Source organism: Candidatus Binatia bacterium (assembly GCA_036504975.1).
Classification (GTDB): domain Bacteria; phylum Desulfobacterota; class Binatia; order UBA9968; family UBA9968; genus JAJPJQ01.
In genome coordinates this window covers 1-24,367 of the sequence record DASXUF010000097.1, presented here as the reverse complement: position 1 = coordinate 24,367, position 24,367 = coordinate 1, and the positions used below count along the sequence as shown (strand labels likewise).

29 protein-coding genes are annotated in these 24,367 nt (G+C 59.3%); 15 read left to right on the top strand and 14 right to left on the bottom strand.

Going from position 1 to position 24,367, the window contains the following annotated elements; all coding sequences use genetic code 11:
* The first annotated feature begins 79 nt into the window (after window positions 1-79).
* The 7 genes from VGL70_12575 (at window position 80) to VGL70_12545 (ending at window position 4,728) form a co-directional block, all read left to right on the top strand.
* Window positions 80-352 carry a hypothetical protein gene (locus VGL70_12575; protein HEY3304362.1) on the top strand — a complete coding sequence of 91 codons (273 nt, stop codon included), beginning with the start codon at window positions 80-82 and terminating at the stop codon, window positions 350-352.
* Window positions 353-557: 205 nt separating this feature from the next.
* Complete coding sequence (locus VGL70_12570; protein HEY3304361.1) at window positions 558-1,301, top strand: iron-containing redox enzyme family protein; 744 nt, start codon at window positions 558-560, stop codon at window positions 1,299-1,301.
* 11 nt (window positions 1,302-1,312) lie between these two features.
* Window positions 1,313-1,969, top strand: a complete 657-nt coding sequence (locus VGL70_12565; protein ID HEY3304360.1) for a cyclase family protein — start codon at window positions 1,313-1,315, stop codon at window positions 1,967-1,969.
* Window positions 1,970-1,973: 4 nt separating this feature from the next.
* Complete coding sequence (locus tag VGL70_12560; GenBank protein HEY3304359.1) at window positions 1,974-2,942, top strand: dihydrodipicolinate synthase family protein; 969 nt, start codon at window positions 1,974-1,976, stop codon at window positions 2,940-2,942.
* A gap of 37 nt (window positions 2,943-2,979) precedes the next feature.
* Window positions 2,980-3,273, top strand: coding sequence for a hypothetical protein (locus VGL70_12555; protein ID HEY3304358.1), 294 nt, complete (start codon window positions 2,980-2,982; stop codon window positions 3,271-3,273).
* 5 nt (window positions 3,274-3,278) lie between these two features.
* Window positions 3,279-4,268 carry an FAD/NAD(P)-binding oxidoreductase gene (locus VGL70_12550; GenBank protein HEY3304357.1) on the top strand — a complete coding sequence of 330 codons (990 nt, stop codon included), beginning with the start codon at window positions 3,279-3,281 and terminating at the stop codon, window positions 4,266-4,268.
* A 184-nt stretch (window positions 4,269-4,452) separates the two neighbouring features.
* The gene (locus VGL70_12545; GenBank protein ID HEY3304356.1) at window positions 4,453-4,728 is read left to right on the top strand and encodes a hypothetical protein; all 276 of its coding nucleotides are present in this window, start codon (window positions 4,453-4,455) and stop codon (window positions 4,726-4,728) included.
* A 227-nt stretch (window positions 4,729-4,955) separates the two neighbouring features.
* On the opposite strand, the gene VGL70_12540 is transcribed toward VGL70_12545, so the two are convergent.
* The 5 genes from VGL70_12540 to VGL70_12520 all read right to left on the bottom strand — a co-directional run bounded on the left by VGL70_12540 (window position 4,956) and on the right by VGL70_12520 (window position 9,965).
* Window positions 4,956-5,597, bottom strand: a complete 642-nt coding sequence (locus tag VGL70_12540; GenBank protein ID HEY3304355.1) for a tetratricopeptide repeat protein — start codon at window positions 5,595-5,597, stop codon at window positions 4,956-4,958.
* Between the two features lie 114 nt (window positions 5,598-5,711).
* Entirely contained in the window at window positions 5,712-6,242 is a 531-nt protein-coding gene (locus VGL70_12535) for a bifunctional nuclease family protein (protein ID HEY3304354.1), read from the bottom strand.
* Window positions 6,243-6,254: 12 nt separating this feature from the next.
* Window positions 6,255-7,583 (bottom strand): tRNA (N6-isopentenyl adenosine(37)-C2)-methylthiotransferase MiaB, encoded by a 1,329-nt coding sequence (gene miaB, locus VGL70_12530; GenBank protein ID HEY3304353.1) that lies wholly within the window; start codon window positions 7,581-7,583, stop codon window positions 6,255-6,257.
* Complete coding sequence (locus tag VGL70_12525; GenBank protein ID HEY3304352.1) at window positions 7,580-8,986, bottom strand: VWA domain-containing protein; 1,407 nt, start codon at window positions 8,984-8,986, stop codon at window positions 7,580-7,582. Before VGL70_12525 ends, miaB begins: the two co-directional genes overlap by 4 nt.
* A gap of 19 nt (window positions 8,987-9,005) precedes the next feature.
* Complete coding sequence (locus tag VGL70_12520; GenBank protein HEY3304351.1) at window positions 9,006-9,965, bottom strand: MoxR family ATPase; 960 nt, start codon at window positions 9,963-9,965, stop codon at window positions 9,006-9,008.
* 107 nt (window positions 9,966-10,072) lie between these two features.
* On the opposite strand from VGL70_12520, the gene VGL70_12515 reads away from it, so the two are divergent.
* The 6 genes from VGL70_12515 (at window position 10,073) to VGL70_12490 (ending at window position 13,792) form a co-directional block, all read left to right on the top strand.
* A complete protein-coding gene (locus VGL70_12515; protein HEY3304350.1) occupies window positions 10,073-10,855 on the top strand; it encodes an NRDE family protein in 783 nt (260 codons plus the stop codon).
* On the top strand, window positions 10,852-11,547 hold the full coding sequence (locus VGL70_12510) for a hypothetical protein (protein ID HEY3304349.1): 696 nt from the start codon (window positions 10,852-10,854) through the stop codon (window positions 11,545-11,547). Before VGL70_12515 ends, VGL70_12510 begins: the two co-directional genes overlap by 4 nt.
* A 155-nt stretch (window positions 11,548-11,702) precedes the next feature.
* Entirely contained in the window at window positions 11,703-11,930 is a 228-nt protein-coding gene (locus VGL70_12505) for a type II toxin-antitoxin system Phd/YefM family antitoxin (protein HEY3304348.1), read from the top strand.
* Between the two features lie 126 nt (window positions 11,931-12,056).
* Window positions 12,057-12,266 (top strand): hypothetical protein, encoded by a 210-nt coding sequence (locus tag VGL70_12500; protein ID HEY3304347.1) that lies wholly within the window; start codon window positions 12,057-12,059, stop codon window positions 12,264-12,266.
* The gene (locus VGL70_12495) at window positions 12,247-12,702 is read left to right on the top strand and encodes a PIN domain-containing protein (GenBank protein ID HEY3304346.1); all 456 of its coding nucleotides are present in this window, start codon (window positions 12,247-12,249) and stop codon (window positions 12,700-12,702) included. Before VGL70_12500 ends, VGL70_12495 begins: the two co-directional genes overlap by 20 nt.
* Before the next feature lie 256 nt (window positions 12,703-12,958).
* Window positions 12,959-13,792, top strand: a complete 834-nt coding sequence (locus tag VGL70_12490) for a hypothetical protein (protein ID HEY3304345.1) — start codon at window positions 12,959-12,961, stop codon at window positions 13,790-13,792.
* Window positions 13,793-14,010: 218 nt separating this feature from the next.
* Here VGL70_12490 and VGL70_12485 read toward each other — a convergent pair whose 3' ends face one another.
* From VGL70_12485 to VGL70_12470, 4 genes are all read right to left on the bottom strand, one after another.
* Window positions 14,011-15,048 carry an ABC transporter substrate-binding protein gene (locus VGL70_12485; protein ID HEY3304344.1) on the bottom strand — a complete coding sequence of 346 codons (1,038 nt, stop codon included), beginning with the start codon at window positions 15,046-15,048 and terminating at the stop codon, window positions 14,011-14,013.
* 65 nt (window positions 15,049-15,113) lie between these two features.
* A complete protein-coding gene (locus VGL70_12480) occupies window positions 15,114-15,602 on the bottom strand; it encodes a phosphate-starvation-inducible PsiE family protein (protein ID HEY3304343.1) in 489 nt (162 codons plus the stop codon).
* A gap of 75 nt (window positions 15,603-15,677) precedes the next feature.
* Entirely contained in the window at window positions 15,678-16,610 is a 933-nt protein-coding gene (locus tag VGL70_12475) for a DUF5996 family protein (protein HEY3304342.1), read from the bottom strand.
* A 517-nt stretch (window positions 16,611-17,127) separates the two neighbouring features.
* Complete coding sequence (locus VGL70_12470) at window positions 17,128-17,604, bottom strand: flavin reductase family protein (GenBank protein HEY3304341.1); 477 nt, start codon at window positions 17,602-17,604, stop codon at window positions 17,128-17,130.
* Between the two features lie 120 nt (window positions 17,605-17,724).
* On the opposite strand from VGL70_12470, the gene VGL70_12465 reads away from it, so the two are divergent.
* Window positions 17,725-18,279: a hypothetical protein gene (locus VGL70_12465; protein HEY3304340.1), complete on the top strand. Its 555-nt coding sequence runs from the start codon at window positions 17,725-17,727 to the stop codon at window positions 18,277-18,279.
* Between the two features lie 172 nt (window positions 18,280-18,451).
* Here VGL70_12465 and VGL70_12460 read toward each other — a convergent pair whose 3' ends face one another.
* On the bottom strand, window positions 18,452-19,156 hold the full coding sequence (locus VGL70_12460) for an iron-containing redox enzyme family protein (protein ID HEY3304339.1): 705 nt from the start codon (window positions 19,154-19,156) through the stop codon (window positions 18,452-18,454).
* 174 nt (window positions 19,157-19,330) lie between these two features.
* Here VGL70_12460 and VGL70_12455 point away from each other — a divergent pair, with 174 nt between their 5' ends.
* Window positions 19,331-19,810 carry a hypothetical protein gene (locus VGL70_12455; GenBank protein ID HEY3304338.1) on the top strand — a complete coding sequence of 160 codons (480 nt, stop codon included), beginning with the start codon at window positions 19,331-19,333 and terminating at the stop codon, window positions 19,808-19,810.
* Window positions 19,811-19,826: 16 nt separating this feature from the next.
* On the opposite strand, the gene VGL70_12450 is transcribed toward VGL70_12455, so the two are convergent.
* From VGL70_12450 to VGL70_12435, 4 genes are all read right to left on the bottom strand, one after another.
* On the bottom strand, window positions 19,827-21,566 hold the full coding sequence (locus tag VGL70_12450; protein HEY3304337.1) for a thiamine pyrophosphate-binding protein: 1,740 nt from the start codon (window positions 21,564-21,566) through the stop codon (window positions 19,827-19,829).
* A gap of 151 nt (window positions 21,567-21,717) precedes the next feature.
* Window positions 21,718-22,740, bottom strand: coding sequence for an amidohydrolase family protein (locus tag VGL70_12445; protein HEY3304336.1), 1,023 nt, complete (start codon window positions 22,738-22,740; stop codon window positions 21,718-21,720).
* 21 nt (window positions 22,741-22,761) lie between these two features.
* On the bottom strand, window positions 22,762-23,772 hold the full coding sequence (locus VGL70_12440) for an ABC transporter substrate-binding protein (GenBank protein HEY3304335.1): 1,011 nt from the start codon (window positions 23,770-23,772) through the stop codon (window positions 22,762-22,764).
* A 186-nt stretch (window positions 23,773-23,958) separates the two neighbouring features.
* Window positions 23,959-24,367 (bottom strand): hypothetical protein (locus tag VGL70_12435; GenBank protein ID HEY3304334.1); only part of this gene is annotated, 409 nt, incomplete at its 5' end.

The window sequence follows — 24,367 nt, the reverse complement described above, 5'->3', positions numbered from 1 at the left end:
ATCCGGAATTTGCCTGAGTTGAACCCGCCGCTTTCGCCGTCTAGTCTTAAATAGGGAAATAATAAGCTGGGTAAATTAGATGAGACCAACTTCGCCCAATGATACCGAACTGCCTTTGGATTCTCGGGCAACCCTGCCCCTGCGCAAGAAAACTTGGATCGTCGTGCTGCGCTGTTTCCGGTGTAACGGCCGTTTTGCCGTCAAAGGGGTCCACCTCGACAGAATTGCGTTGATTCCACAAGTCACGCCGTGTGCGCACTGCTCCGCCGAGCCTATTTTTGCGCCGGAAGGATGGCACGGTATTCATAACAAATTGCATCGAATACTCGACCTGAGAGAAGAAGAGCATTAGCTCGTCCGCGATGAATTTCCTTCTCCGGTCCCGCCTGCCGCACGCGTCTTACCGCTCCTGAATGAAACTTCCGCTGCGCCGCGATACGACCGCACTTGGCGGCGATTTTCCAACGTGATATGAGATTTGAAATCCGAGACTTCGTCGTCGGCCGAGTCGAACGATTCAAGCGCGGTTCGACAGGCTCCGGGACAAGGAGGGCGTCATGGCGCTTTCGGGAAAGGCCTTCGTCAAAGAACTGCACGACACGGTCAGAAAAAAGCACTCCAAAGATCATCCCGTCGTCGGCTTGATCGAGAGGGGCGAATTGGATCCGGGCCAGCTCAGAGGTTTTGTCGGCCAATTTTACCTTTTCTTTCCCAAGCCTTTTCCCAAGCCGATTGCGGCGATGCTCGGACGTTGCCCGGAAGATCCGGAGCTGGAGCGAATGTGGATCGACAACGTGGTCGAAGAAGGAACGGGCGAGATCACTGGGACCGACAGCCACAAGGCGCTTTATATTCGCTTCGCGCTCGCGTGCGGCTACGACACGCGCGAATCGTTGGACGCGGTCCAGCCGCTGCCCGAGACCTCGGCGTTCCTCGACTGGCGCGAGCTGCTGCTTTATCAGCGCACGTGGCTCGAGCTTTACGCCAGCCAGGGCTTTTGCCTCGAAGGCACGGCGAGCGAGCGCATGACCCGCATCGTCAACGGACTCACGAAGCACTATGGATTTTCCCGCGAGTCGGAGGACATCCGGTACTGGACGCTTCACATGGGGGTCGATGAAGAGCACATGAAAGTCGGCCCGCTCGCCGTCGAGCGCTACGCGACGACCGACCTCCAGCAGGACCAGGTGCGCGCCGCCGTGCAAAAAACTCTCGACCAGTTCTGGCTCGCGTACGACGGCATCCAGCGCGCCTTCGTCGATCGCGATCCCGTCTATGCCGCGTGGCGGAACGGCAAGTGAGGAGGCGCGCCATGGAGATGGTCGATCTGTCGCGGGTGATTTACGAAGGCATGCCGAAGATTCCGGTCCTGCCGGAGGTTCACGTGCAGAAATTTTTCAGCCTGGAAAAAGGCCACCCGCTGAACGTGACCGAGATTTCCCTCCCGTGCCACGCCGGCACGCACGTGGACGCGCCGGTGCACATCGTGCCGAACGGCAAGTCGATCGAGGAACTGCCGCTGGAATCTTTCGTCGGTCCGGGCGCGGTGATTTCCGTGAAGAAGGGGGGAGGGGAGCAGGTCACCGCCGCGGACCTGAAAAATTCCGGCGTCGCGGTGAGCCGCGGCGATATCTTAATGCTTCACACCGGCTGGGACGAAAAATTCGAGAGCCCGGATTACAACCTCCATCCGTATCTCGCGGTGGACGCGGCCGAGTGGATGGTCGAGAAAGGCGTCAAGATGCTCGGCATCGATTGCATCACCGTCGATCTACCGACGCCGCTCAGACAAAAAGGGTTCGATTTTCCGGTGCATAAAATCCTGCTCGGCAACGGCGTCTTGATCGCGGAAAACGTAACCAATCTGGGAAAAATCGTCGGCAAGAAAAGCCGCATCCTGGCCCTTCCGCTGAGGGTCAAAGGCAGCGACGCAGGCCACGCGCGGATCGTCGCCGAACTCCTGAACTGAATTCATGCCTGCCCCTCAACCGGTCAAGGGAATCATCGGCGCTTGCCTGACGCCTTTCGGCGAAGACGATCGCGTCGACTACAAAGCTCTGGAGCGGGAGATTGACTTTCTGGTGGCGGACTGCGACGCGGTTTCCATCGCTGCCGTCGAAGCCGCCGAATACACGATGCTCTCGCGCCAGGAGCGGAAGGATCTCCTGCGCATCGCCACCGAGATGGTCGGCAAGCGCAAACCCGTCCTTCTCGGCGCATCGAGTCCCGCGCCGCGCGAAGTCATCGAGCTGGCGGAGTACGCCGCCGAAGTGGGAGGCGACTTTGTGCAGGTATTGATGCCGCTGCGGCCCTGGGGCGGACAGCCGACGATCGCCGAGTTGATGGAGTTCTATACGCAGGTCGCTTCGGCGAGCCCGTTGCCCGTGGTTTGCTATCATAACCCCGGTCCGGGCGCGGACCCGCCGCAGGACGCATTCGTCAAGATCAGCGAGATCAACAACATCCGCTACTTCAAAGAGAGCTCGCGCGACATCACGAAGATTTCCCGATTGATCGAACAGATCGATCTCGCCGGCAGGGGGCACTACTTCACGACCATGCAGCCGCTCCTGGCGACCTTGATGATGGGCGGCTCGGGCGCGACGATGCCGCCGCCGGGAACCAGGATCGGCGCGCAAGTGGTTCGCGCTTTCAGAGAAGGCGACATCGGGCGCGCCCGGTACTGGCAGCGCTGCTTCGCGCTTTTTCCCGGCAAGTGGGCGGCCTACGGACTGCCGCCGGTGATGAAGTCGGCGATGAAGCACTTCGGCGTGGACATTGGAGAGCCGTCGCGCCCGTACGCGCCGGTGAGCCCGCGCGACCACGCGCAGATCGGCCAGTTTCTGCGCCAGATCGGGCTGCTCGGCGAGAGGCCGCCGACGGAAGAATCCTTGAAGAATGCCGCGGAGGCGCTCCGCCAGGAAGATACGTTTCTCCGCTGAGAGCGGAACCGTTGCTCTGATCCTCCCCGAACCTTTCATGATTATCCTCATCGTCGTTATCGTCGTCGGCCTGCTGTTTTTCCTGCCTCGGACTCGAGGGTGGATCCTTGAAGAGCTCAAGGCCTTGTCCGACGTCCTGGTCGTGGGTTCTCTTCGTCTGAGCTCACGCTTCGGAAGCGAGCTGACTTCCGATGGAAAGGCGGAACAGGCTGTGTGGCGCGAGCAACGCTTGAGAAACCTGCGTGGCCTGGCTCTGAGGTCGAAAGAAGCGGTCGGCCGGCGGCCCTCAGGATTGAGCCCGGATGACCATGAGAAGAACCGTCGGAATTGAGCCGTATGCCTAACGGACGAAAACAGATCGTCATTCTCGGCGGCGGCAGCGGCGGCATCGTCGCGGCGACCAAGCTCGGGCGTGCGCTGGGTTCGCGGCATGACGTGCTGTTGATCGATCGGCGTCCCGACCACGTATTTATGCCCGCGTTTCTATTTGTCATGGTCGGGCGACGCGAGCCCGAGCATATCACGCGAAGGCTTCGAAGCCTGGAGAAACGCGGCGTCAAAGTTATTCAAGACGAGATCGTAGGCATCGATCCGGCGCGCCAGCAGATCGCGCTCGGCGGCGGCAATATTCCGTACGACTACCTGATCGTGTCGCTCGGCCTGGAAATCGCGGCCGACATGATCCCCGGCTACGCCGAAGGGGCGCATCACGCATGGGAGTTGGAGGCCGCTTTGAAGATGCGCCGGGCGATTGAAGCTTTTGACGGCGGCCGAGTCTTAGTGGGCGTTCCGCTTGGTCCCTACCGTTGTCCGCCAGCGCCGTACGAGGCCCAATGGCTGCTCGACAGCTATTTTAAGGCGCGCGGGATGCGCGACCGCGTGACCATCGAGTATTTTACCCGCGATCCGGAGCCCGCCGGACAAGCGCACGAGCCGGTCGTCTGGATGGATGCTCAGAGCAAGGCGCGCGGCATCAAGCAGCACTACGAGTTCTTCGTCCAGTCGATCGATCCCGAAAAAAGAACCGTCAACGGCCTATATGGCTATAAACTCAAATACGATCTTCTGTTCATGATTCCGCCGCACCGGCCGGCGCGCGCGCTGCTGGATTCCGGCCTGGCGGATACGGAGACTGGCGTTCGCGTCGACTACGATACGCTTGAGACAAAGTGGGATAATGTCTACGCCATCGGCGATTGCGCCGACATGCCGGCGTCAAAGGCCGGTGTCGTGGCGCATCAAGAAGCCGACGTCGTCGCGCACAACTTGACGGTGAAGCTTACCGGGAGGGGAGAGGCGTTGCCGTTGCGGCTTCATACGATATGACTCTTGGCGCTCGGCGCCGGGCGCGCTGCGGCCAACCGAACCACATATCCGAGCGGCTGGCCGCCTTTCGGCGCCGGCGAAGCGCGGTCCTGGGGGCCTTCCCGTTCCATTTACTGGGCCAAGATTGCGTTTGAAAAATGGTGGCTGTGGCGATATTTCTAAGGCCGGACTTATGAATCCCAGAATGACAAGGAAAGTCCGCCCAACGGCTCTGGACAGCGTTTGCGGATATTGTTTATTCTTCCAGCCCCAAAGCCCCGGAAACGGCAATATCCGCTCCGGGAATTGCTGCTATCACAAGGAGTGGATCGAAAACGCCTACAGAACTACGTGCAGCGAGATGAGCCGGGACCGTCTCGAGGAGAAGGGAATCTACGAGCTCGTTGCGAACGACAAGGCCGGCTGGCAATACATCCGCCGCACCGAAAAACTCCGCACGCGTCTGTTCTCGGTAAAGTAGGTCCGCTGAGGGCAGGACTCCTCTTCGAACCTCCGATAAAACCTTCCAACGGTAGGGTAGCGGTCGCCAGTTTTGGATCCAGAATGTTATGTAAAACTTTCCTTCAGAAAGTTTACATAATATATCTTATCGGACGATCTGCCTCAGTATCAAAACGGCCGATCGCGGGCGAAATCACGAAATCAACCATCTGCGTACACTGAACGAGGTTTAAGAAGTAGAGAGCTTTATTTTACCGGTGGAGCGCTTTGCCCGATCTTGGCTTCGAGCTCCTGGATGCGCAAGGTGATGGCGTTAACCCGGTCGGAGGAAGGATTATCCCTTATGTACGCGCGATAGGATGCAAGCGCCTCTTTCAGATTCCCAGTCAGCGCGCTGCAACGCGCCTTACCCAGAGATGCGTCCGCTTTGAGAGGGCCGGCGATTTTTTCCGCTTCCGCGAAGCTGAAGATGGCTTCCTGGCACTGTCCTGACTCTTCTTGAGTATAACCCAGAGAAACGTACGCTGTCTGGCGCACGAAGGGCTCTCGCTGCTCCTTGGCGAGCAACTGGCGCAATGCCTCCGCGGCTTTCGAGACGTCCTGAAGCGCCGCTTGGGTGTTGGCCGTGTAAAGCAAACCGAGCCGGCTGTAGAACGACGACTTATAAATTTCTAGACGCTTCAAGGCTTCCAGAGCTTCTTTGTACTTGGCGTCGTGGTAGAGATTCACGGCGCGCGCGTATTCTTCCGCCGCCAAACGGTTTTGTCGGCTGCTGTAGAAATCCCAGCCGACCAGTGCCGCGACGATCACGACCAATATCGCCGCCGCGACGATGACGGAAGGCCGATTTGCGTTAAAAAATGAAACGCCCCGCCGCAGCAGCGTCACGAACCGATCCGGCTGGCGGATTTCCTTCCGGGTTATTCGTTTAGGAGCGCTCAGCATTCGGCCCGAGGATGTGGAATTATTTCAAAAGTAAAAATCGGGTTGGATTGAGGACGATCAGGTTTTGTACTTGAAATCATCGGGCGTCATCTTCTCCAGAATCTCGCCCCATTTTTCCTTTGAGATGTTGGAGACGTTGGCCACGTCCTGCTGTTCTTTGCCTTCGTCCGCCTGCTGAAGAATGCTCGACGCCTCCAGGACGGCCTTGGCGACGTAGATCGGCGTCTTGGTTCTCAGCGCCAGCGCGATGGCGTCGCTGGGCCGTGAATCGATAGCGATCTCGCGGCCGGCGATCTTCAGGTAGATCAACGCATAATAGGTATTCTCTTTGAGCTCGGTGATTTCAACGCAGTCGACGGATCCGCCCATCTCGGTGAGCATGTTTTTCAACAGGTCGTGGGTCATGGGACGAGCCATCTTGATTCCTTCGATCTCGGTCGCCATGGCCGTGGCTTCCGAGAGGCCGATCCAGATCGGCAGGTTCAACTTATTGTCGGTGTCCTTCAAAATCACGATCGGCGTCTTGGTGACCGGATCCAAAGTCAAACCGCCGACGGCCATCTGTATGGAGTCGTCCCTCTTTGCCATGCTAACCCCCTTTTACTGTGCTGTGATCACTTCTCCTAACAGCGAGTTGGCCGCGGCGGCGGTAATTCGGACCCGGGCCGATTGGCCGGAAAGCTCGTCCGGTCCCGGGAAGTTCACGATCCGATTGGTTCTCGTCCGTCCCATCATATGACCACGCCCCAATTTGGCGGCGCCTTCCACCAAGATTTCCTCCACGCTCCCTACGCGGTCCTGGTTTTTACGCCGCGAAATCTTCTCCTGCATCCTCAACGCTCTCTCCAGACGCTCTTTCTTCACGTCCTCGACCACGTCGTCCGCGTACATTCTGTTGGACAGCGTATGCGGGCGAGGCGAGTAAGTAAAAGCGTAGATGTCATCATACGCTACCTCTTGGAGGATTTCTAGACTCCTCTCGAATTCTTCTTCGCTTTCGCCGGGAAAGCCCACGATGATATCGGTGCTCAGCGCCACGCCGGGACATCGGTCGCGCAAACGCCGGATTCGGCTCATATACTCCTCGCGAGTGTATCCCCGGCGCATTCTTTGGAGTACGGTATCGGAGCCCGACTGGACCGGCAAGTGGAGATGTTCGCAAAGCTTTTCCAGGCTCGCGTAGGCTTCGATGAGCCCCGGCGACAGATCTTCCGGGTGCGAAGTCGTAAATCGGATTCGCTCCAATCCCGCGACGTCGTTGACCCGACGCAACAATTCCGGGAACGACAGCTCGCCGGCCGAGGTCTTACCGTAAGAGTTCACGTTCTGCCCCAACAGCATCACTTCTTTGACGCCTTGCGCGGCCAGCTCTTCGATCTCGCGCAGGATGCTTTCGCTCGGGCGGCTGATCTCCCTGCCGCGGACGTAAGGAACGATGCAAAAACTACAGACCTTGTTGCATCCGTGCATGATCGTCACGTACGCCTTGGCACCGTGGACCGCGGTCCGCGCTCCGGGGTCTTCCATGTAAGACGGGTCGCGATAGAAGGCGATCTCGACCGGGCGATTTCCTCGCGACTCCGCCTGGCGCACCATGGCGCCGAGCTTGTGAATGTTGTGCGTGCCGAAGACGAGATCGAGATGCGAGACGCGGCGCAGCAGAGCCTCCCCTTCCTGCTGAGCCACGCAGCCGCCGACGCCGATAATCACCCCGGGTTTTTTTTCTTTGAGCTCGCGCCACCGGCCGAGCATGCTGTAGACTTTTTGCTCCGCTTTGTCGCGCACGCTGCACGTATTGAGTAGAATGAGATCCGCCTCATCGGCACGCTCCGTCGGCGCGTAGCCCTCAAGGCTCATGAGCCGAGCGATGCGCTCCGAATCGTACTGATTCATCTGGCAGCCGTAGGTCTGAATATAAAGCCTTTTCATGCCACGATCCGATCGATGATCTTGTAGAGTTGCGCGATGCTCCGGCACTCTTCCACCACATGGCAGTAAGCGCCGTAGCGGTCCATCTCGCTGTCGCCGTAGCCCCAGGTCATGCGGCTCTCCGGATTGAGCCAGATGAGCTGCTTGGCCTTGCGGCGGATTTCCTTGAGCACCCAGTCGTTGGCGCGGTTGTAGTTGTTTCTGCCGTCGCCGATGATCAGAAACGTCGTCTTCGACGTGACCGCGGCAAAATGCTCGCGATAAAACAGTTCGAAGGCGCGCCCGAAGTTGGAATGGCTGTACACGTCGATCACGTCGCCCCGGAGCGCCATCTCGACCGCGTGCTGAATCTCGTTCTCCTCGAACAGGCGCGTCACCTCGCCGATGTCGCTCACGAACACGAAGCTCCGCACTTTGCTGTAGAGGTCCTGAATCGAATAGACGAATTGCAGCATGAAGCGCGAGGCGTTCAAAACCGAGTCGGAGATGTCGCAGAGCACGACCACCTGCGGCTTTTCTTTTTTTCTCCGGTCGAGCTGAATGCGAAACGGCACGCCGCCGTACTGGAGGTTCTTGCGAAACGTGGCGCTCACGTCCAACCGGCCGCGCCGGGCGTGCCGGCGCCTTAGCGAGAGCAGATTTTTGAAGCGCCGCGCGAGCTGGATGACGACCTCGTTCATCTTGCGGATGTCGTCCTCGGAATAATAAGCGAAGCTTTTTTGCGAGAGATGATCCAGCCGCTCACGCTCCGCGCGGGCCGGGTCTTTTTTCCGCGTCTCTCTTTGCGCCAGATCGCGCACCAGTTCGAGGAGATCGCGAAATCTTCGCTCCGCGTACTCGGACATTTTTTCGATCGTCTGCGGGTCCGCGCCGATCCGCGCCAACAGGTGCCTCAAGTTTTCGATCTCTTCCCTGACGCCGTCGAGTCCGATCCGGCCGGCGATTCCCTGCGCCAAAAGCAACGCCCGGAGCGAGCTTCGGCTCTCCTTCGCCTCGGCCTCGGCGGCCTCGCGCAGCAGCCGCTCGACCTCGCCCATGTCGCCCGACAGCAGCGCGCGCGTGAGGCGCGATAGCTCGCCGTCGAGGCCGTCCAAAAACTTCTGCATCCGCTCGAGCATCCGCTGGAACTCTTCCGGGCTCATGCCCAGCTGCCGCATGAGCTTTTGCTCGAGATCGCGGGCGGTCCCTCCCTGGCCGAGGAAATAAAGATCGAAAAGCTCGTCGAAGGTTTTGGCGTCGATGGAGCGTTTGATGAGCGCGGCGCGAAGCGCGCTCTTGAACTGCTTCTGATCGGCGACTCCGATCAGCTCCAGCGCGCGCGCCGCGTCCATGTTCTCGGGCAGCGACACGCGGATGCCGTTTCGCCTGAGCAGCTCGGAAAACTCAACGATTCGGTCCAACATGACAAAAGCTCGGGCGGGATTAGTGCAGAAAGTCTTTGTCGCTCTCCCCTGCCGCGGGCGTCCTTGCCTTGCGCACGGCGATGTATTCCTTCAGCTCTTGCTCGGCCTTGCGGATGTCGGCTTCGTATTTCATCAGGGTTGAGAGCGTTTCGTTCACCAACTTATCGTCGAGACTTTTGACGTTGAGCAAGGTCAGCGCCTTTACCCAATCGAGCGCCTCGCTGATGCTCGGCCGCTTCTTGAGGTCGAGCTTGCGCAGTCGATGGAGGACCTGGACCACTTCGTCCGCCAGCTTTTCGTCCGCGCCCGGGACTTTGAGACGGATGATTTCCATCTCGCGCTTGGGCTCGGGAAAGTCGAGATAGAGATGAAGACAGCGCCGCTTCAGCGCGTCGGACAATTCCCGGCTGTTATTGCTCGTGAGCACAACCAGCGGGACGTGCTTCGCCTTGAGCGTGCCCAGCTCCGGCACGCTCACCTGAAAATCGCTGAGCACTTCCAGCAGAAAGGCCTCGAACTCCGTATCCGACTTGTCGATCTCGTCGATCAAGAGGACGATCGGCTGCGGCGACAAGAGCGCGCGGAGCAAAGGACGCGGCAGGAGAAATTTGTCGGAGAAAAAAACGTCGTCTTCCTGAGAGATCCGCTCGACCGCCTGCTGCAAACTTTTCGATCCCTCCAGAACCTCGCCGATCTTGTCCTTCAAGATCTGCGTATAGAGGAGCTGCTTGGCGTATTCCCATTCGTAGAGCGCCTTCGCCTCGTCCAGTCCCTCGTAGCATTGGAGCCGGATGAGGTCCAACTGGAGCGCGCCCGCGAGAACTTTTCCAAGCTCGGTCTTGCCCACGCCGGCCGGTCCCTCGACGAGAATCGGCTTGCGCATGGCAGTGGCGAGGTAAACCACCGTGGCGACCTCGCGGCTGCAAAGGTATTGTTCTCCGGCCAGCCGATTCACCACCTCATCCGCGGATTGAAACATGAAATCCTCCGTTGAATTCTTGGAGCGTAGCATAAAAGATTTGGCCGAACAATGTAGCTTGGAGCGCCGTCGTTGCACATCTCGCGCCCTTTCTGTAAACGGTAAGCATGTGCACTCTAGCCGTGTACCTGCGCGAGTTCGACGGCTACCCGCTGGTCGTTGCGGCCAATCGCGACGAGCATTATTCCCGGCCTTCGGCGTCGCCCCGGCTGTTGGCGAAAGACCCTGCGATATTCGGCGGCCAGGATCTCGTCGCCCGTGGGACCTGGCTGGGAGTCAACGAACACGGCCTCGCCGCCGCCATCGTGAATCGTAGAGCTGAAGCGCCAGACACCGACGGCACGCCGAGATCCAGAGGGCTCCTCTGCCTCGACATGCTGGGGGCGAAGAATGCCGCTGAGGCGTGCGCATGGCTGGGACGTGAGCGTGGGTCGAACTATCAACCGTTTCTTCTCTTGATAGCAACGCCGGATGCTGCGTTCGTCGCATACAACGACAAAGCCGGCATCCGCCGGGTGGATCTGGCTCCCGGCCTGCAGGTCTTCGGCAACACGTCGTTTACCGAGTTCGGCGGCGGCAAGCTCAACCACGCGCGTGAGCTTTTCTCGACAGCGGCGGTCTCATTGCGATCACAGCTCAAAGAACCGGGAGCACAGGTTGGTTCCGCCGTAGAAATTCTCCATGGCGTCTTGAGCGATCACTCGTCGGCGATCAGTTCCGAAGAGCCGAAGGACGCGCTCTGCGTCCATATCCCCGGCGCCGATTATGGCACCGTTTCTTCAAGCATCATCTTTCTTCCGCGCATCGGAAAACAATTTTACTTCTACCACGCTCCCGGCGCTCCGTGCAGTGCGAAGTTTGAGGCGACGGAGCCGACGCCGTTGGCATGACCTCAGCGCCGCCGCCGAAGAACGCCGCTACGGTGATTCTTCTCCGTTCCGAGGAATCCGGCGGCATGGAAGTTTTCTTGACGCGCCGGCCCGATAAAATGGATTTTCTCGGCGGCGCGTACGTTTTTCCCGGCGGCAGCGTCCGAAAAGAAGATTACTCAGAGAAAACTCTGAAGCGCTGCGCGGGCGTCACGCCGCAAGAAGCGAGAAATATCATCGGCGCGCACCTGAAACCGGAGGTCGCTCTCGGCCACTGGGTAGCCGGAGCGCGCGAACTTTTCGAAGAAGTCGGAGTGCTGCTGGCGTTAACGCCGGATGGCCGAACCGCAAACCTCAGCGAAGAGAAGCGGCAAAGAGTGGTCCAGAAACGAATCTCTTTTGGCGAGATATTGGAATCCGAAAACCTTTTCTGCAACGGAAGCGGGCTGCGCTATTTTTCCCACTGGCTCACGCCGGAAGAGTTCGCCGTCCGCTTCGACACCAGATTTTTCATCGCCGTCCTCCCGCCGGAGCAAACTCCGCTGGAGCGCTCCGAGGAAGTCGCTCACGCCTTATGGATCGCTCCTGAAAGAGCGATGCAGCTCTACGACAAAGGGAATCTGCCGATGATTTTTCCGACTTACGCTTCGCTTAGAACGCTGGCCGACTTCGACTCTCTGGAAAGTCTTTTGGCGGAGTACCGATTGCGTTAAATACATAGGAGGAAAAATTAGGAAGAGCTCGGTATTTCCGGTTTTCATCTAAGGCCCGGCGGCGTTGCGAATGCCGGCAGGGTTACTGAAGGCTCTTTGACGGGTTGTTGGATTATGACTATACTTCTGGCGATAGTATGCGAGGAGGTTGGCTCATGAAATTCGTTAGCGTCGCGGAGGCCAAGAATCGGTTGACTGCATACCTGGCCCAGGCCAGAAGGAAAAAGGAATCCATTATCGTGACTCGTCACGGCAAGCCCTACGCTCTGATCCAACCGATCTCCGAGCGGGACTTAGAGGGATTGGGGTGGAGCCAACTTGCCGCTGATCGTCTCCAACAAGCCTGGGAAGGCGACGACGATGGCCTCTACGACTATCTATAAGCGCGGGCATGTGGTTGTGGTCAATGGTCAGCCGTGCGGCGAGGTCCGAGGTCTGCTATACCTTGACATGTGCCGGAGTCCGGATACAATACACATCGTCTAATTGAAACCATTTAAGAGGTTGGCATGAAGCCCGCAGAGAAAGCCCGTAAGCAGCTCGTTTTGCCGGTGGCGAAGATAAAGAAAGCCAAGGAGATTCTCTCCGCCAAGACGGAGACGGAGGCCGTGGAACGGGCCTTGGATCTGGTTATCGCGGATGAAGAGATCCGCAAAGTTCTCCTCTCGGTCAAGGGCTCCTGCAGCATCGAAGACATCTATGGCAGTCTCGCCCGCTAAGGCGATCCTGGACACCTCCATCTACCTACCGTTCTTAAGAAGAGGCGACGAGATCCACGATTTTGAGTTTCTGCTGCGGCCAACGTTGCTCTATATGAGCAGCGTGGTTTTTGCAGAACTCTACGCCGGCGCCAAGGACCGATTCACGCTTCGACGATTAGAAAGGGTTTACCATACCTTTGACCGGTTGGATCGCATGGTTCCGCCGGACAAGCAGGTCTGGTTTGAAGCCGGCCAGGTTCTCCGCCAGTTCGGACTTCGGCACGGCTTTGAAGCTAGAGGAATCGCGCGGCTCACCCACGATGTTTTAATAGCTCTAACGGCGCGAAAGATCGGGGCGGTGGTTTTCACGGGCAATCGTCGAGACTTCGAGCGTATCCGCGAGATTCGGGATTTTCAGCTCCGGCTCTATGAAGAGCCGACGCGGCCGGCATAGCTACTCCCCTGCCCTTTATTATCTCCCGGAAGGCGGCCGATTCCGATTCGGTCCGGAAAGTTTAGCGATATCGAAGAGACACGCCCCGAAGGCGCGCACAAGGGCGTCTACAATGAGATTGAAGCGTCGACCAATTGAAAGTCGACTGCGTTGATTCGACTTGACGGCGGTCGGCGGACGAAATAGGCTGCGGGCCAGTAGGGAGATAGGCCGCCATGCCGTGCGCTAGCCGCACTCGACTCGAGTCGGAGGTACAGTGCCGAAGAAGATACTTGAGTGGCTGACGGTTGCTATACCATTTCTGGAACCGTACCCGTTCTGGGTGAAGGCGTCTGTGGCAGGGTGGCTTATTTTTAGTGCCGTCGTTGTCGCGATGCTGCTGTTCTTCAGACCGACACCACCGCCCGGTTCGGTTCGTGCGGACAATCCGAGTCCCTCAACCGGACAGACGGGCGCCTCTGCGCAGCCTCCGCAAACGGAAGCAACCCAGAAGCCTCTAACCGAGAAGAAGGCGTCACCGACGCCAAGGCAAGAGGCGACCATCAAGGACTCGCCAAACGCAACCGTCTACCAAGCTGGCCGCGACTTGGTGGTCGTCCCGCCCGGTACCACTGGTTCCGGCACCGCGAGTGCAACCATTCAGTCCGTTGGCCTTGAAGCTCGTCTTACGTGTACAACGCGCCAGGGCGTAGAACTGCCTCCTGAGAAAGTCGATCTGCTGGCGTGGTTTAGCGGAGACGCAACTCTTCGCGGGCCGGCTGGAGAGGCCGTGCTCAAGCTAGTCTCGCCAGTGTACTTTCAGCGGCTAACGGACGGGCGACTCGTAATTGTGAACCGGTTCGTATTACCCGAGGACTCGCACCTCAAGTTCAGGCCCGCGCAGGTACTCGCGACCTACAACGACCTGGTTCTTCCAATCACCACGGTCGTGAACAACTACAGCGACGCGATTGATAGAGTCCAGCTACTGGAAGTGTCGCTCCGCATCAATGGCGGAGACCCAGACTATCAAAGCTATCGGTACGACATTGGGTTCGAACGCGGCAAGGGGGTGACGTTCACGATCCCACTTCGAAAGTCTGGCGGCTAACCAAGCGCTTGCAGCCGGCGGCGCATGGTGCGATCGTGAAGCGCCGCGGCTGAAGCGCAGCGCTAGCCTTGCGATTGAAGTAAATTCTCTTACTATCCCATCTAACGACATTAGGTTGCTTTTTTCCCTGAATTGGAGCTTCAGTCCCAGCAGAAAGTATTTTTCCCCTCTGGTTAAAATGTCGCGTAAGTTTTCTGAGACGCTTATATGACTTTTCTTTACGGAATCTTCCCGCCCCAGAGCTCTTTCAGAAAGCCGCTCTTTTCCAGATCCGCGGCGAAGCGGTTGTCGTAGATCTCGGCGGCCTTGCGCCGCACGTTGGTCTCGGCCTTCGCCAGCTCCACCGCCTCCGCCACTTGGTCGCCGGGCACGAGCATTCTCCGGTTGATGATCGACTTGGCGTACGCGTCGTAGGAGGACTGGAGCGCGTCCTCGTCCTTGAGCTTCAGCGCCTTGCTCACCGCAGCCTTAGCCTTGACCGGATTTTTTTCCACGAACTCGACCGACTCGGCCATTGCGGCGACGAACCGCTGCACGATATGCGGCTTCTCCTGGATCGTTTTCGGATTGCTGTGGAGCGAGCTGTAGATGAACGGCAGATTGAGATCGTTCAGCCGGTAAATCAGATTGAAGCCGTCTCTCTTCCCGCGCACGTCGAGCGGCGGCGTGATAATGATCGCCTGGATGATGTCCTGGACCATGGCATTGTACCGTTCGGACTGGCTGCCGCCGACCGGACGCAGATTGACCTCGGCCTCGCTCAGGCTGAACTTCTTTAACAGCGCGCGCGACAGGCGAAAGCTCAAATCGCCCGGGCGCGTCACGCCGATGCTCTTGCCTTTTAGATCCTCCGGCCGCTTGATGTCCTTGCGCGCGAGCAGCACGTAAGGGAGCCCCACGAGCGGCGCGGCCACCAGCCTCCCTTCGATGCCGGTCGCCATGCCCGGGATCGTGCCGTCCGCGGCGCAGTAGAGAAACTGGATCTCATCCGCCGACAGCGCGGCGAGCGAGATGCCGCTGCCGCGGATATAAATGTGGTTGGCTTTAATGCCGTATTTTTCGAACAAACCGTTATCCAGGGCGGTGTAGAGATGAATGAATCCTCCGGAAACGGCGCACGTGGCGATCCGGATATTCACCGGCGCTTCGCCCGGCTTTGCCAAGTATGGATTGGCCGCGGCGGGACCAGGCGCAAACAAACCAACGGCAAAAATCGCCGCCGCCATTCCGATGGTCGAAGTTTTACTTGGCGTCACGTTTTTTCGTCCTGCTTCGCGCTCTAACGACGTCCGATTCCCGCCGCAGGTCTCTCCTCTCGGCCTCAAGTCGCGCGCCCGGCGCCGCTTCTCCAACCGGATCTGCGCAAGAGGAACAGCGAGAAAACGAGAGTAACGATGAGGAACGTCAGCACCCCCAGCTCGATGATGAAATGGCGAAAGATGGCTTCGGGCTTGTCCACGATCTCGGCGAACTCGGCGGTCAACACCAGGATGCGCCGGATCGCGGCGATGAGCCCGACGAGGAGAAACGGCTCGGGAATCAAGGCATGCTCCCGGAACGAAACCTGGAGGGTATACAACAGCTCCACGAACAGAAGGATCAACAGGATGCGGTCCAGCAGGCCGACGATGGTTTCGGCGAACGATCCGGACGTCAAGCTCTGCGCGAAACCGATCATCCCGGTGCTTAGAAGGATGAGCGAGCTGCCGGCGAGAAGAAGGCCGAGTCCGATGTAGACGATGTCTTCCACCACGCTGAAAGCGCGCGCGACGGCGCGCTTTGCGCGCGACTCCGTTTCAGACTGCGGCACAGGACCTCCCTACATCACATCTCACCAACTAATCACATCTGCGGCGTTAACAATAGGCGGGCGAGTCGGAAGAGGTCAGGCGCCCTCGCGCTCCAGCGACTTGCGATCCCACTGGCCCAGATCCGCCGCCGCCTCATAGGTCGACTGCAGGAACTCGAGCAGCGCGTCGTCGGGCGACTCCGCTTGCCGGACCATATCGTACGGCAGGATAAACTCGCGCAGCTCGGGACTATAGAACGCCAGGTCCGGCTTGACGCGAGCTTGGGCAAAACCGGCGGGCTCGGGATAGGCATAGGAATAAAACGCCGGATAAGGAATAGGACCTCCTCCGGGCCAGAAACCGCAACTGCTGACTTCGTGCGAGTAGGCCTCCCGGGCCACTCTATCCGGCAAGTTCGGAATCCCTCCGGGGTGTTCGGGCGCGCGGCGGCCGGAGAATCTCGTCACGGCCAGGTCGGGAGCGCCCCAGAAATAATGCACCGGGCTCGACTTGCCGATGAAGCGGCCGCGAAAGCGCTTGAACACCCGATCCGACTGGACCAAGATGCGCCAGAACCGATTGGCGTACTCGCGGTCGTACGCGCCGTGCGACTCATCCTGGTCGAAGGGAATGGCCTCCGGAACTTCGTTGGGTTTTGTATTTATTTTCACGTCAAGCTTTAGATGGTCCATCTGCTCCCTGATACGCCGGTAAAACGTCGCGACGGATTGCGGCTGGAGCGCGACGATGCCGATGCCGCCGTTGCTGGGCAGAATCGTCACCTCGTGCCGGAGAAAGTCGAAGTCGATTTGAAACGTCCGGGTGCCATACGGGATCGGCGAAGTGGTGAGGCCCCTGGCCGTCACATAAAGCGTCGTGTGCCACGAGTGATTGATCCAGGGGCTTTGGGCGAGACGAATCTTTCCCACTATCTGGGTCCACAAGTGCAGGGTTGCGTACGTCGGGCTCCAGGCGTCGAGCGGAAGGCTCGGCCATGGCTCCGTACGTGACTCCGTGGATAGTGTCATAGGCTTACTCATAGAAATTCACGTGTCCCTCAGCGCCAATGCGCAAGAATCATCGAACAGTCCCAACTTTGCGCCCTGCCGATAATCTCGCTACAAAATAACCGATCCAGGTAAAAAATCCACTGAAAAATTCATAGACGCGGGACGGCGCGTCCATTCCCCAGCCCCGCCGAACCGGCCCGCCCTAGACTGGATTATTCATTCCACCGGTAATCCTATCACAACAGAGTGTCATTTCCCTCGGTTCCTCAAGGGCGAGCCTTCCAGCCAAGTCCTCGCTCCGCTCGGAATCTCATATCTCAGATTTCATATTGCAATCTGAAATTTGAGATTTGCCATCCCGAAGGGCTTGCCTGCGGCTTTCATTCTCGCCCCCTGCGGAACCGCGCCCGCGTGGAAGCGGGAAGCCCGAGAGCGCGAGCGCTTTTTTCTTTTCTATTGCCCTCGCCTGGAGCGGCCTGTCCTGAGGGAAGTCGAAGGGCTCGCGCTTGAGGGCTGATCGTGTGAGTAATCCGGGCTAGCCCGGCAGCCGGTGGTACTTTCCCTGAAAAAAAATAAGCGGCCGGGCGCCGGTGGTCGCGGCGCGAAGCACTTCCCCGACGTAGATGGTGTGATCCCCGCCGTCATAGGCGGAGACGACCTTGCATTCGATGTGGCTGATCGCGCCATCGAGGAGCGCGACTCCGCTCTCCCCTTTGTGCCAGGGAACGGCGTTGAATTTTTCCGGGCCTTTGGTCGCGAAGCGCCGCGATATCTCCTCCTGCCCTTCGCCCAGCACGTTGACGGCGAAAATCTTCGATCCCTCGAAGCACGAATAGCAGTGCGCGCCTTTATCGACGCAGACCAGCACCAGCGGAGGCTGGAGCGACAACGAAGCAAAGGCATTGGCCGTAAGACCGAAAGGCGTATCCGCTCCGTCTTTCGTGGTCACGACGGTGACGCCGGTGGCGAAGTGGCCCATGACGCGGCGCAGCTCTTTGAGATCGATCGTCACGTGAGAGCTTTCCCGATGCAATCTAGAGCTATCAAACGGTTTGCTCGGATGTCAATGCGCGTGCTGGACGAAGCGACACGGAAAATGATAAAAGCAAAATCGTCGAAAGGAGGTGCGCTCATGGCGGTCAGCGCGCAACCCGGAGAGAGCTCGTTCGAGCGGTACATCGCGGAGATCCGCTCGGTTTGGGGCGGAGGCAAAGATCCCGAGCTGCCGTTCAAGGTGAAAGCTCTGATGGAAAAGATGCTCAAGGCCACGCCTCGCGACGAGCCATGGATCGCCGATCTGATCCGCGAGGCGAAACCTTCGCGCGAGCTTTATCGCGATCCGGATTTCGGTTTCATCCAGATGGGCCACGTCCATCAGCAGACGCACGGCAACATGCCGCACGATCACGGCCCCTGCTGGGTCGTCTACGGCTCCTACAGCGGGTTGACCGAGATCACGCTCTACCGGAGGACCGACGACGGCAACACTCCCGGCCGGGCCACGTTGGAGAAAAAAGATCTGCACCGTCTCTCTCCCGGCGTCGCCCATGCCTACGTTCCGGGCGACATTCATTCCACCCGCGCGGTCGAAGGGCCCGCGGTGGTCTTTCGCTTCTTGAGCTACGATCTCGAAAAGATCCAACGACACCGCTACAATCTCGAAAAAGGGACCGTCGTTCCGGTTTGATTGGGCCCGCTATGAGGATTTGGAGCGTCGGCGAAGGAACTAACAGGATGCTGAAAAAAACCACTCGTGCTTCGAGAGCCTCAGCACGAACGGAAATTCTCCAATGATTTCAATCCATCCTCCGTTCGTCCTGAGCTTTGTCGAAGGATGAACGGAGTTTTTCAGCACCCTGCTAAGCCGCCGGCGTGTCGTCTTCTCTTCCGTGCAGCGCGAACCAATAGACGCCGTTCATGTAGCGCCAGCGCCGGATCGTCGCCTCTTCCACGGTTTTTAGCGCAAGCTCCTGCTGCTCGGGCGTCGTGCAGTATTTCTCCACGATCGCGAAACCTTTGGCGCCGTGGATCTCGTCCGCGCCGATGTGCTCCTCGAAAAAGCGTATCTCGCGCGCTCCCGGCCGGTAACCGTAGTGCTTATGGAGCGCGGGCACGAGCTTCTTGCAGATATCGAGAAACTGGGATTCGAGCCCGATGAACATTCCCGCCAGCGCGGCCGTCCACGGCTTTTGATAGACCATGCGCCAGCCCCAGTTCTGCAACCCCTCGGTGCCTGGAAGCACGGCCGATCTCTCCACGCTCTCCCTTTTCAAACCTGACGCGACGACGTAGTCCGTCAGCATGTCGAGATGGCGGTCCTCCGGGTTTTCCTCGTCGCCGAGGTTCTCGAACAGGTAGGTCTTTACGTCCCGATGCGGCACCTGCGAAGCCTCGTAGGCCATCCAGTTCAGATACTCGCCGACGAAATGATAATGCTGGATGCAGTAGAGCGCCGTCTGTTCTTTGCTCAATTCGCCGCGCGCCCATTTATCGAAGAACGGGTGATCCTTGCTGTGCCTGCGGTCCCGCAAAGCGATAAGCTGCTCGCGAAATGTGGATGGCATGTTTCTTACCTCTCGTCTCGCCGGAATTTATCGAAAACCGCGCTCGTTCGAAGCGTATCCGACGGATGTTGCCCCTGTCAACTTCCCGGGCGGGGTCATTGACACGGCCGCCGCGGTTGCTTAAGCTCAACTGGCGTTGGGAAACCACTCTGATCGAGGAGGAAGGAGAACGCGATGAAAAATGCTCGGCGGTTGTTGATATTGGGCGGCGTCGCCGTCTTCGCGGCGGCGCTGCAAAGCTGCATCGTCGCCGACGTGGACCGAAGAGGCGGCGGCGACGGCCGCTTCGTTTCTTGCGGCGGCGAGCATCGGCTGCGGGTCGTGGATCTCGACATATCTCCCGATCCGGTCGCCGATGGGCAGACGATCCGCGCCGTGCGCGTCCGGGTCCGCGCCGACGGCTCCGGAGAGTGCGAAACGACGTTTACTGTCCGGGAGCGGGACGGCGATCTGGTTGCGCGCGAGAAGGTTTTTCGTCTTCGTCCGGGAATGAACGAGATCGTATTCGAGCCCAACGAGCGTTACCGGTTCAGCCGCAACGAGCACTGCTTCGACGTGACCGCCAACATCGCCGGCAATTACCGGCGCATCGACGCCGACCGCACCTTTTGCGCGAGGCAGTTACCGGGACGCCGCTGGACGCTCAGGGGATAAAGAAGAGGATGAACTTCTAGCCTTCGCCCCGGTTTGTAATCTGTTCGACGGGGCGAAGGCGGATATCGATCAAAGCCAGTTGTCCCGCGGCTACGGCCTTGAGGCCGCGCTCGACCGCCCTCCCCACCTCGCCCGGTTCTTCAACTTTCTCGCCGTAGCCGTCAAAAGCCTTTGCAATGGTGGCGTAATCCGGGCACGGCGCGATGTTTAGCCCCGCGTACTGGTTGCTCTTGACCGCCCAGCCGTTCGGATAATATTTCGGGACGCCCGATTTTTGCGATAGATAGCCCTGATTGTTGAACATGACGATCAGGATCGGCAGCCCATGCTCCTGGGCCGCGCCGAGCGCCGCCGGCGCCGGATCGTAATTGAACGAGCCGTCGCCGATCAAGCAGACGACGGGGCGTTTTGGATGGGCCGCTTTTACCCCGATCGCCGTGGAAAGACCGGTGCCCAGGCCGCCGATGCAGCCGGCGAAGAAAGACCCCGGCTTGAGGGAATCGAAATAACGGTGGACGGCGAGACGGTGCGTAATGGTTTCCTCGACCACGATGGCGTCGGCCGGCACGGACCGGCTTACTTCGTGCGCGACCCAGCGCGTGTCCATCGGCTTGGTCTCAGCCAGCGCCAGCGCCTCGTCGCGCCATTTGCGCCGCCGGGTTTCGTTACGGCTTTTCCACGCCTCGGCCCTCCGGTCTCTCTCTCCGTCCCCTTTCGCGACGCGCTTTTTGAGCAGACCGAGTAATTCCTCCAGCGAGCTTTCGATCTCCCCGGTCAAGCAAAGGTCGGACTGGTATCCCCAATAAGGCAGCTCGGCGCGCAGAGGATTTTCATCGAGGACGGCGACTTTCGCTCCGGGAAGCGCCGGCCTTCTCGATGCCGGATGCCAGGGAGCGATCACGGACAGGAGAAACAGCATGTCGGCGTCCTTGAGGTATTCCGCCGGCTCGTAGCCGGCATGCAGAGGATGAGCGCGCGGAAAATTAACGCAGCCGGTGCTCCGAGTTTCGACGACTCCGGCGCCGAGCAGCTCGGCGATCTCGACGAGGCACACAACCGATTTTTCCGTGCGGCCCGCACCTTCGGCGACGATGACCGGGTTTTTGGCGGCAACGAGCATGCCCGCGAGTTCTTCGAGCCCTTTAGGATCCGCCGTCGCCCCGGGAGCGGCGCCCTTATCGGATGGTACGTCGTGCGTCATTTCGGCGAACAGATATTCCATCGGCACTGAGGCAAACACCGGGCCCCTCGGCGCCGCCATCGCCAGGCGGCAAGCGCGCTGAATCGTCGAGGGCAAGATCGATTTGGTGTTGACGCCGAAGCTCCACTTGACCGAGCGCTCCACCAGGCGCGCCGGGCCGCCGATGTCGGCGAGATGGCCGAGCCACTGGCCGCCGACGTCGGGACCTTCGTCTTCGCCGAAGCCGATCGATTCACCGGTGAAGACAACCATCGGCACCTGCTCGTGCAGCGCGCCGCGCATCGCCATGGTGGCGTGAAGCGCGCCGACGGTCGTATGGATCATCACGGCCGGCAGCTTGCCGGTCGCTTTGGCGTAGCCGCTCGCCATGCCGACCGCCACCTCTTCGTGGCGCGTGCTCAGGTAGAGCGGAATTCCCTCTACTCCCGGCTCGGCGAGCGCCTCCCAAACCGGCGACCACTCGGAGCCCGGCGAGGCGAAGATTCGCTCCACGCCCATCGCGCCGAGGACGCGCAGGAGAGTCTGCGCTCCCGTCAAACCTTTAGTCTCGATCATCTCCTACTCCTTTAGTTGTAAGCTTCCACTGAACCGAGAATCCAGAATATAGAATCCAGAATCCAGAATAAAAAACAGTGACAGCCCCGCTTCCAGGTTTTCCTTCTGGATTCTGAATTCTGGCTACTGGATACTTTTTCCTGACAGCTTCTTAGCTTAAATTATAAAACCGTCTCGCGTTGTTCGCGAGAATATTCCTCTTCGCTTCCAGTGCCAAATCCTCGCGCGCCCAGATGATCGACGCCGACTCCGGCCAGCTCATATCCCAATGCGGATAGTCCGACGCGTACATGAGCATCTCCGATCCGACCTCCTTCGCGACGTAGCCCATCATCTTCTCTTCCGGCTCGCAGCCGTAATAGATCTGCCCGCTCATGATATACTCGCTCGGCTTCTTCTTGCAGAGCGGCGCCTCGACCTTGCCCCGCTTCTCCCATTCCTCATCCATGCGCTCCGCCCAGTAAGGAATCCAGCCGCAGCCGATCTCGAGATAGCCGATGCGCAGCTTGGGAAATAATTCCGGGATGCCGCCGAAAACCATCGCCGTGAGCTGGCGCAGCACCGGAAACGGATGGCCGGTCGTGTGAATACTGATGAACTGATCGAAGATTTCGCTGCCCGGCTCGTCGCCGCCAAAGGCGTGAATCGCGATCGGCGTATTCAGCTGCTCGGCCTCGCGATAAAGCGGGTAGTATTCCGGCGAGCCGAGATTCCTGGCGTGCGCCTGGGCCGCCAGCATGCCGCCGACCAAGCCGAGTTTCGTGACCGCGCGATTTAGTTCCTTGGCCGCCTCCTCCGGGCTGTGGAGCGGAAGATTCGCCACCGCTTTGAGCCGCGGCGAACCCTTGCAATAGTCAGAGATAAAATCGTCGTAGGCGCGGCAGAGAGCCACGGCGCACTCTTTTTCTTTGACCCGTCCGATGCCCAAACCGGAAGTGGGATAGAGAACCACGCTGTCGATCTCTTGCGTATCCATCGCCGCGAGCCGCTCTTCGAGCTTGACTCCGGCATGGCCCAGAGTTCCGCCCATGTTTCGATCGTACGTCTCGCGCGGAATAAGCGGCGCCGTGCGGCGGCGATAAGGCTCCGGGAGATAGGGTTTCAGCAGTTCGTCCATGTCGCGCGCGTGGCCGTCGGAGTCCACAACCTTCACGGCGTCTCGCAGTGATTGCATTCGAGCCTCCCTTAAATCTTTTTATTTCTTCCAAATCTGCTCGAAGAAGCCGCTCTTTTCCATCTCGTCGACGTAGCGCATATCGACCAAATCCTGCGGCTTCACGCCCTTTGCCCGAGGATCGACCGGCGCGACTTCTTCGAGCGTCGCCTGAAGAGCCTCCGGTTTGATCACCAGGCGAGGCTCCAGCGCCTTGATCTCGCCGTTGTATGCGGCTTCCAGTATGGACCGATCCGTGACGCGCAAATATTTTCCCAGCACCTTGTAAGTGAATTCTCTGTCCGTGTGGAGAATTTTGGCGGCTTCGGCCATGGAGCGCATGAATTGACCGACGACTTGAGGCCGCTTTCCCATGACCGAGCGCTTGCTGACGAAAGCCGTCGCCGCATAGGGAATGCGGAGATCGGGGCCGTATACGACGTAGTGGTATCCCTTGGCGAGCGCGATGGCGTCCGAGGGCGCGGTCAAAGTCACGACGTCGATTTTTTTGCTGAGCAGAGCGGCGAGGCTCTCCGGCTCGCCGCCGGTCTGGAGAAAGGAGAAATCGCGATTGGGCTCCAGGCCGGCGCGCCGGAGCGCCTGAATCGTGAAATAGTGCGTGTTGCTGCCGATCCGGGTGACGCCGATCTGCTTGCCCTTGAGATCTTCCGGCTTCTTGATGTTTCCGCCGGCCAGAATGCTCTGCGTCATGACGTTCTTGACCCCGCCGATGAAAACCAGGTCCGTCGCTCCCTGGACATAGGCGCGGACGTTGCCGACGGCGCCGGTGAGCGACATTTCCGCGTCGCCGCCGAGCATCGCGGCCGTTACCATATTCGACGAAGCGATGAAGACGAGCTGAAAATCGAGGTTGTGCTTTTTAAACAGCCCGGCCTCCTGGGCGATCCAGGGCATCGACTGCGACATCACGCGCGCGGAGTGAATGCCGATCAGCTTTTCCGCCGCGTGGCCCGGAATCGAGACGAGCTGCGGTGCGAGAGCGGCAAGAGCGATCAGCGCCGGCGGAAAAACCGCCGAAAATTTCCCCTTCATGGATATTCCTCGTCAGGCTATAGAGTTCTCGATGACAATCTGGAAAGACCAATGCAATTTCTACCGCGTTTGCCTTCTCGTGTCCAGACACGTCCTCGCTTCGCGAGGAATCTCACATCTCAAATTTCAGATCTCAGATCTGCGATTCGAGATATTTGAGATATGAGATTTGCGATGCCCGAAGGGCTAGGGATGGACGCTTTGCAGAAACCAGTCGGTGGGAATCTCCTTGCCGATGCCTTTGGCCCGCGCCTCCTGGTAGGCCGCGGCGCCGAGGGCGGCGAATTGAATGCCCATGCCGATGTTGTTGACGAAGCAGGTGATCTCGCCGGCCGATTCTCTGCCGGGAATCCTTCTGGCGATCAGTTCTTTCAACTCCGGCGCCTCGGCCCAAAACGGCCGCGCCAAAGGACGGGCATCCTTGGCCTTGCCGCTGAGAAACTCGATCGGATCGTGCGCCTCGATTTTTTCGTCCCAGCCGGCGATGTAATTCTCCGGCGCGAAGTGGCGCGCGTGAATCACCAGCCGGTCCGCTTTGCGGATGGTCGCGTCGCCAAGCTCGCTGTCCTTGACGCACGTCAGGTGCATTCCGGGA

Coding starts and splice junctions, on each gene's coding strand:
- VGL70_12475 (HEY3304342.1), bottom strand. CDS start 16,610: ATGACACTATCCACGGAGTCACGTACGGAGCCATGGCCGAGCCTTCCG.
- VGL70_12500 (HEY3304347.1), top strand. CDS start 12,057: ATGAAGCCCGCAGAGAAAGCCCGTAAGCAGCTCGTTTTGCCGGTGGCG.
- VGL70_12565 (HEY3304360.1), top strand. CDS start 1,313: ATGGAGATGGTCGATCTGTCGCGGGTGATTTACGAAGGCATGCCGAAG.
- VGL70_12575 (HEY3304362.1), top strand. CDS start 80: ATGAGACCAACTTCGCCCAATGATACCGAACTGCCTTTGGATTCTCGG.
- VGL70_12445 (HEY3304336.1), bottom strand. CDS start 22,740: ATGCAATCACTGCGAGACGCCGTGAAGGTTGTGGACTCCGACGGCCAC.
- VGL70_12535 (HEY3304354.1), bottom strand. CDS start 6,242: ATGGCAAAGAGGGACGACTCCATACAGATGGCCGTCGGCGGTTTGACT.
- VGL70_12560 (HEY3304359.1), top strand. CDS start 1,974: ATGCCTGCCCCTCAACCGGTCAAGGGAATCATCGGCGCTTGCCTGACG.
- VGL70_12465 (HEY3304340.1), top strand. CDS start 17,725: ATGGCGGTCAGCGCGCAACCCGGAGAGAGCTCGTTCGAGCGGTACATC.
- miaB (HEY3304353.1), bottom strand. CDS start 7,583: ATGAAAAGGCTTTATATTCAGACCTACGGCTGCCAGATGAATCAGTAC.
- VGL70_12525 (HEY3304352.1), bottom strand. CDS start 8,986: ATGTTGGACCGAATCGTTGAGTTTTCCGAGCTGCTCAGGCGAAACGGC.
- VGL70_12550 (HEY3304357.1), top strand. CDS start 3,279: ATGCCTAACGGACGAAAACAGATCGTCATTCTCGGCGGCGGCAGCGGC.
- VGL70_12505 (HEY3304348.1), top strand. CDS start 11,703: ATGAAATTCGTTAGCGTCGCGGAGGCCAAGAATCGGTTGACTGCATAC.
- VGL70_12545 (HEY3304356.1), top strand. CDS start 4,453: ATGACAAGGAAAGTCCGCCCAACGGCTCTGGACAGCGTTTGCGGATAT.
- VGL70_12460 (HEY3304339.1), bottom strand. CDS start 19,156: ATGCCATCCACATTTCGCGAGCAGCTTATCGCTTTGCGGGACCGCAGG.
- VGL70_12495 (HEY3304346.1), top strand. CDS start 12,247: ATGGCAGTCTCGCCCGCTAAGGCGATCCTGGACACCTCCATCTACCTA.
- VGL70_12570 (HEY3304361.1), top strand. CDS start 558: ATGGCGCTTTCGGGAAAGGCCTTCGTCAAAGAACTGCACGACACGGTC.
- VGL70_12455 (HEY3304338.1), top strand. CDS start 19,331: ATGAAAAATGCTCGGCGGTTGTTGATATTGGGCGGCGTCGCCGTCTTC.
- VGL70_12510 (HEY3304349.1), top strand. CDS start 10,852: ATGACCTCAGCGCCGCCGCCGAAGAACGCCGCTACGGTGATTCTTCTC.
- VGL70_12520 (HEY3304351.1), bottom strand. CDS start 9,965: ATGTTTCAATCCGCGGATGAGGTGGTGAATCGGCTGGCCGGAGAACAA.
- VGL70_12515 (HEY3304350.1), top strand. CDS start 10,073: ATGTGCACTCTAGCCGTGTACCTGCGCGAGTTCGACGGCTACCCGCTG.
- VGL70_12440 (HEY3304335.1), bottom strand. CDS start 23,772: ATGAAGGGGAAATTTTCGGCGGTTTTTCCGCCGGCGCTGATCGCTCTT.
- VGL70_12555 (HEY3304358.1), top strand. CDS start 2,980: ATGATTATCCTCATCGTCGTTATCGTCGTCGGCCTGCTGTTTTTCCTG.
- VGL70_12450 (HEY3304337.1), bottom strand. CDS start 21,566: ATGATCGAGACTAAAGGTTTGACGGGAGCGCAGACTCTCCTGCGCGTC.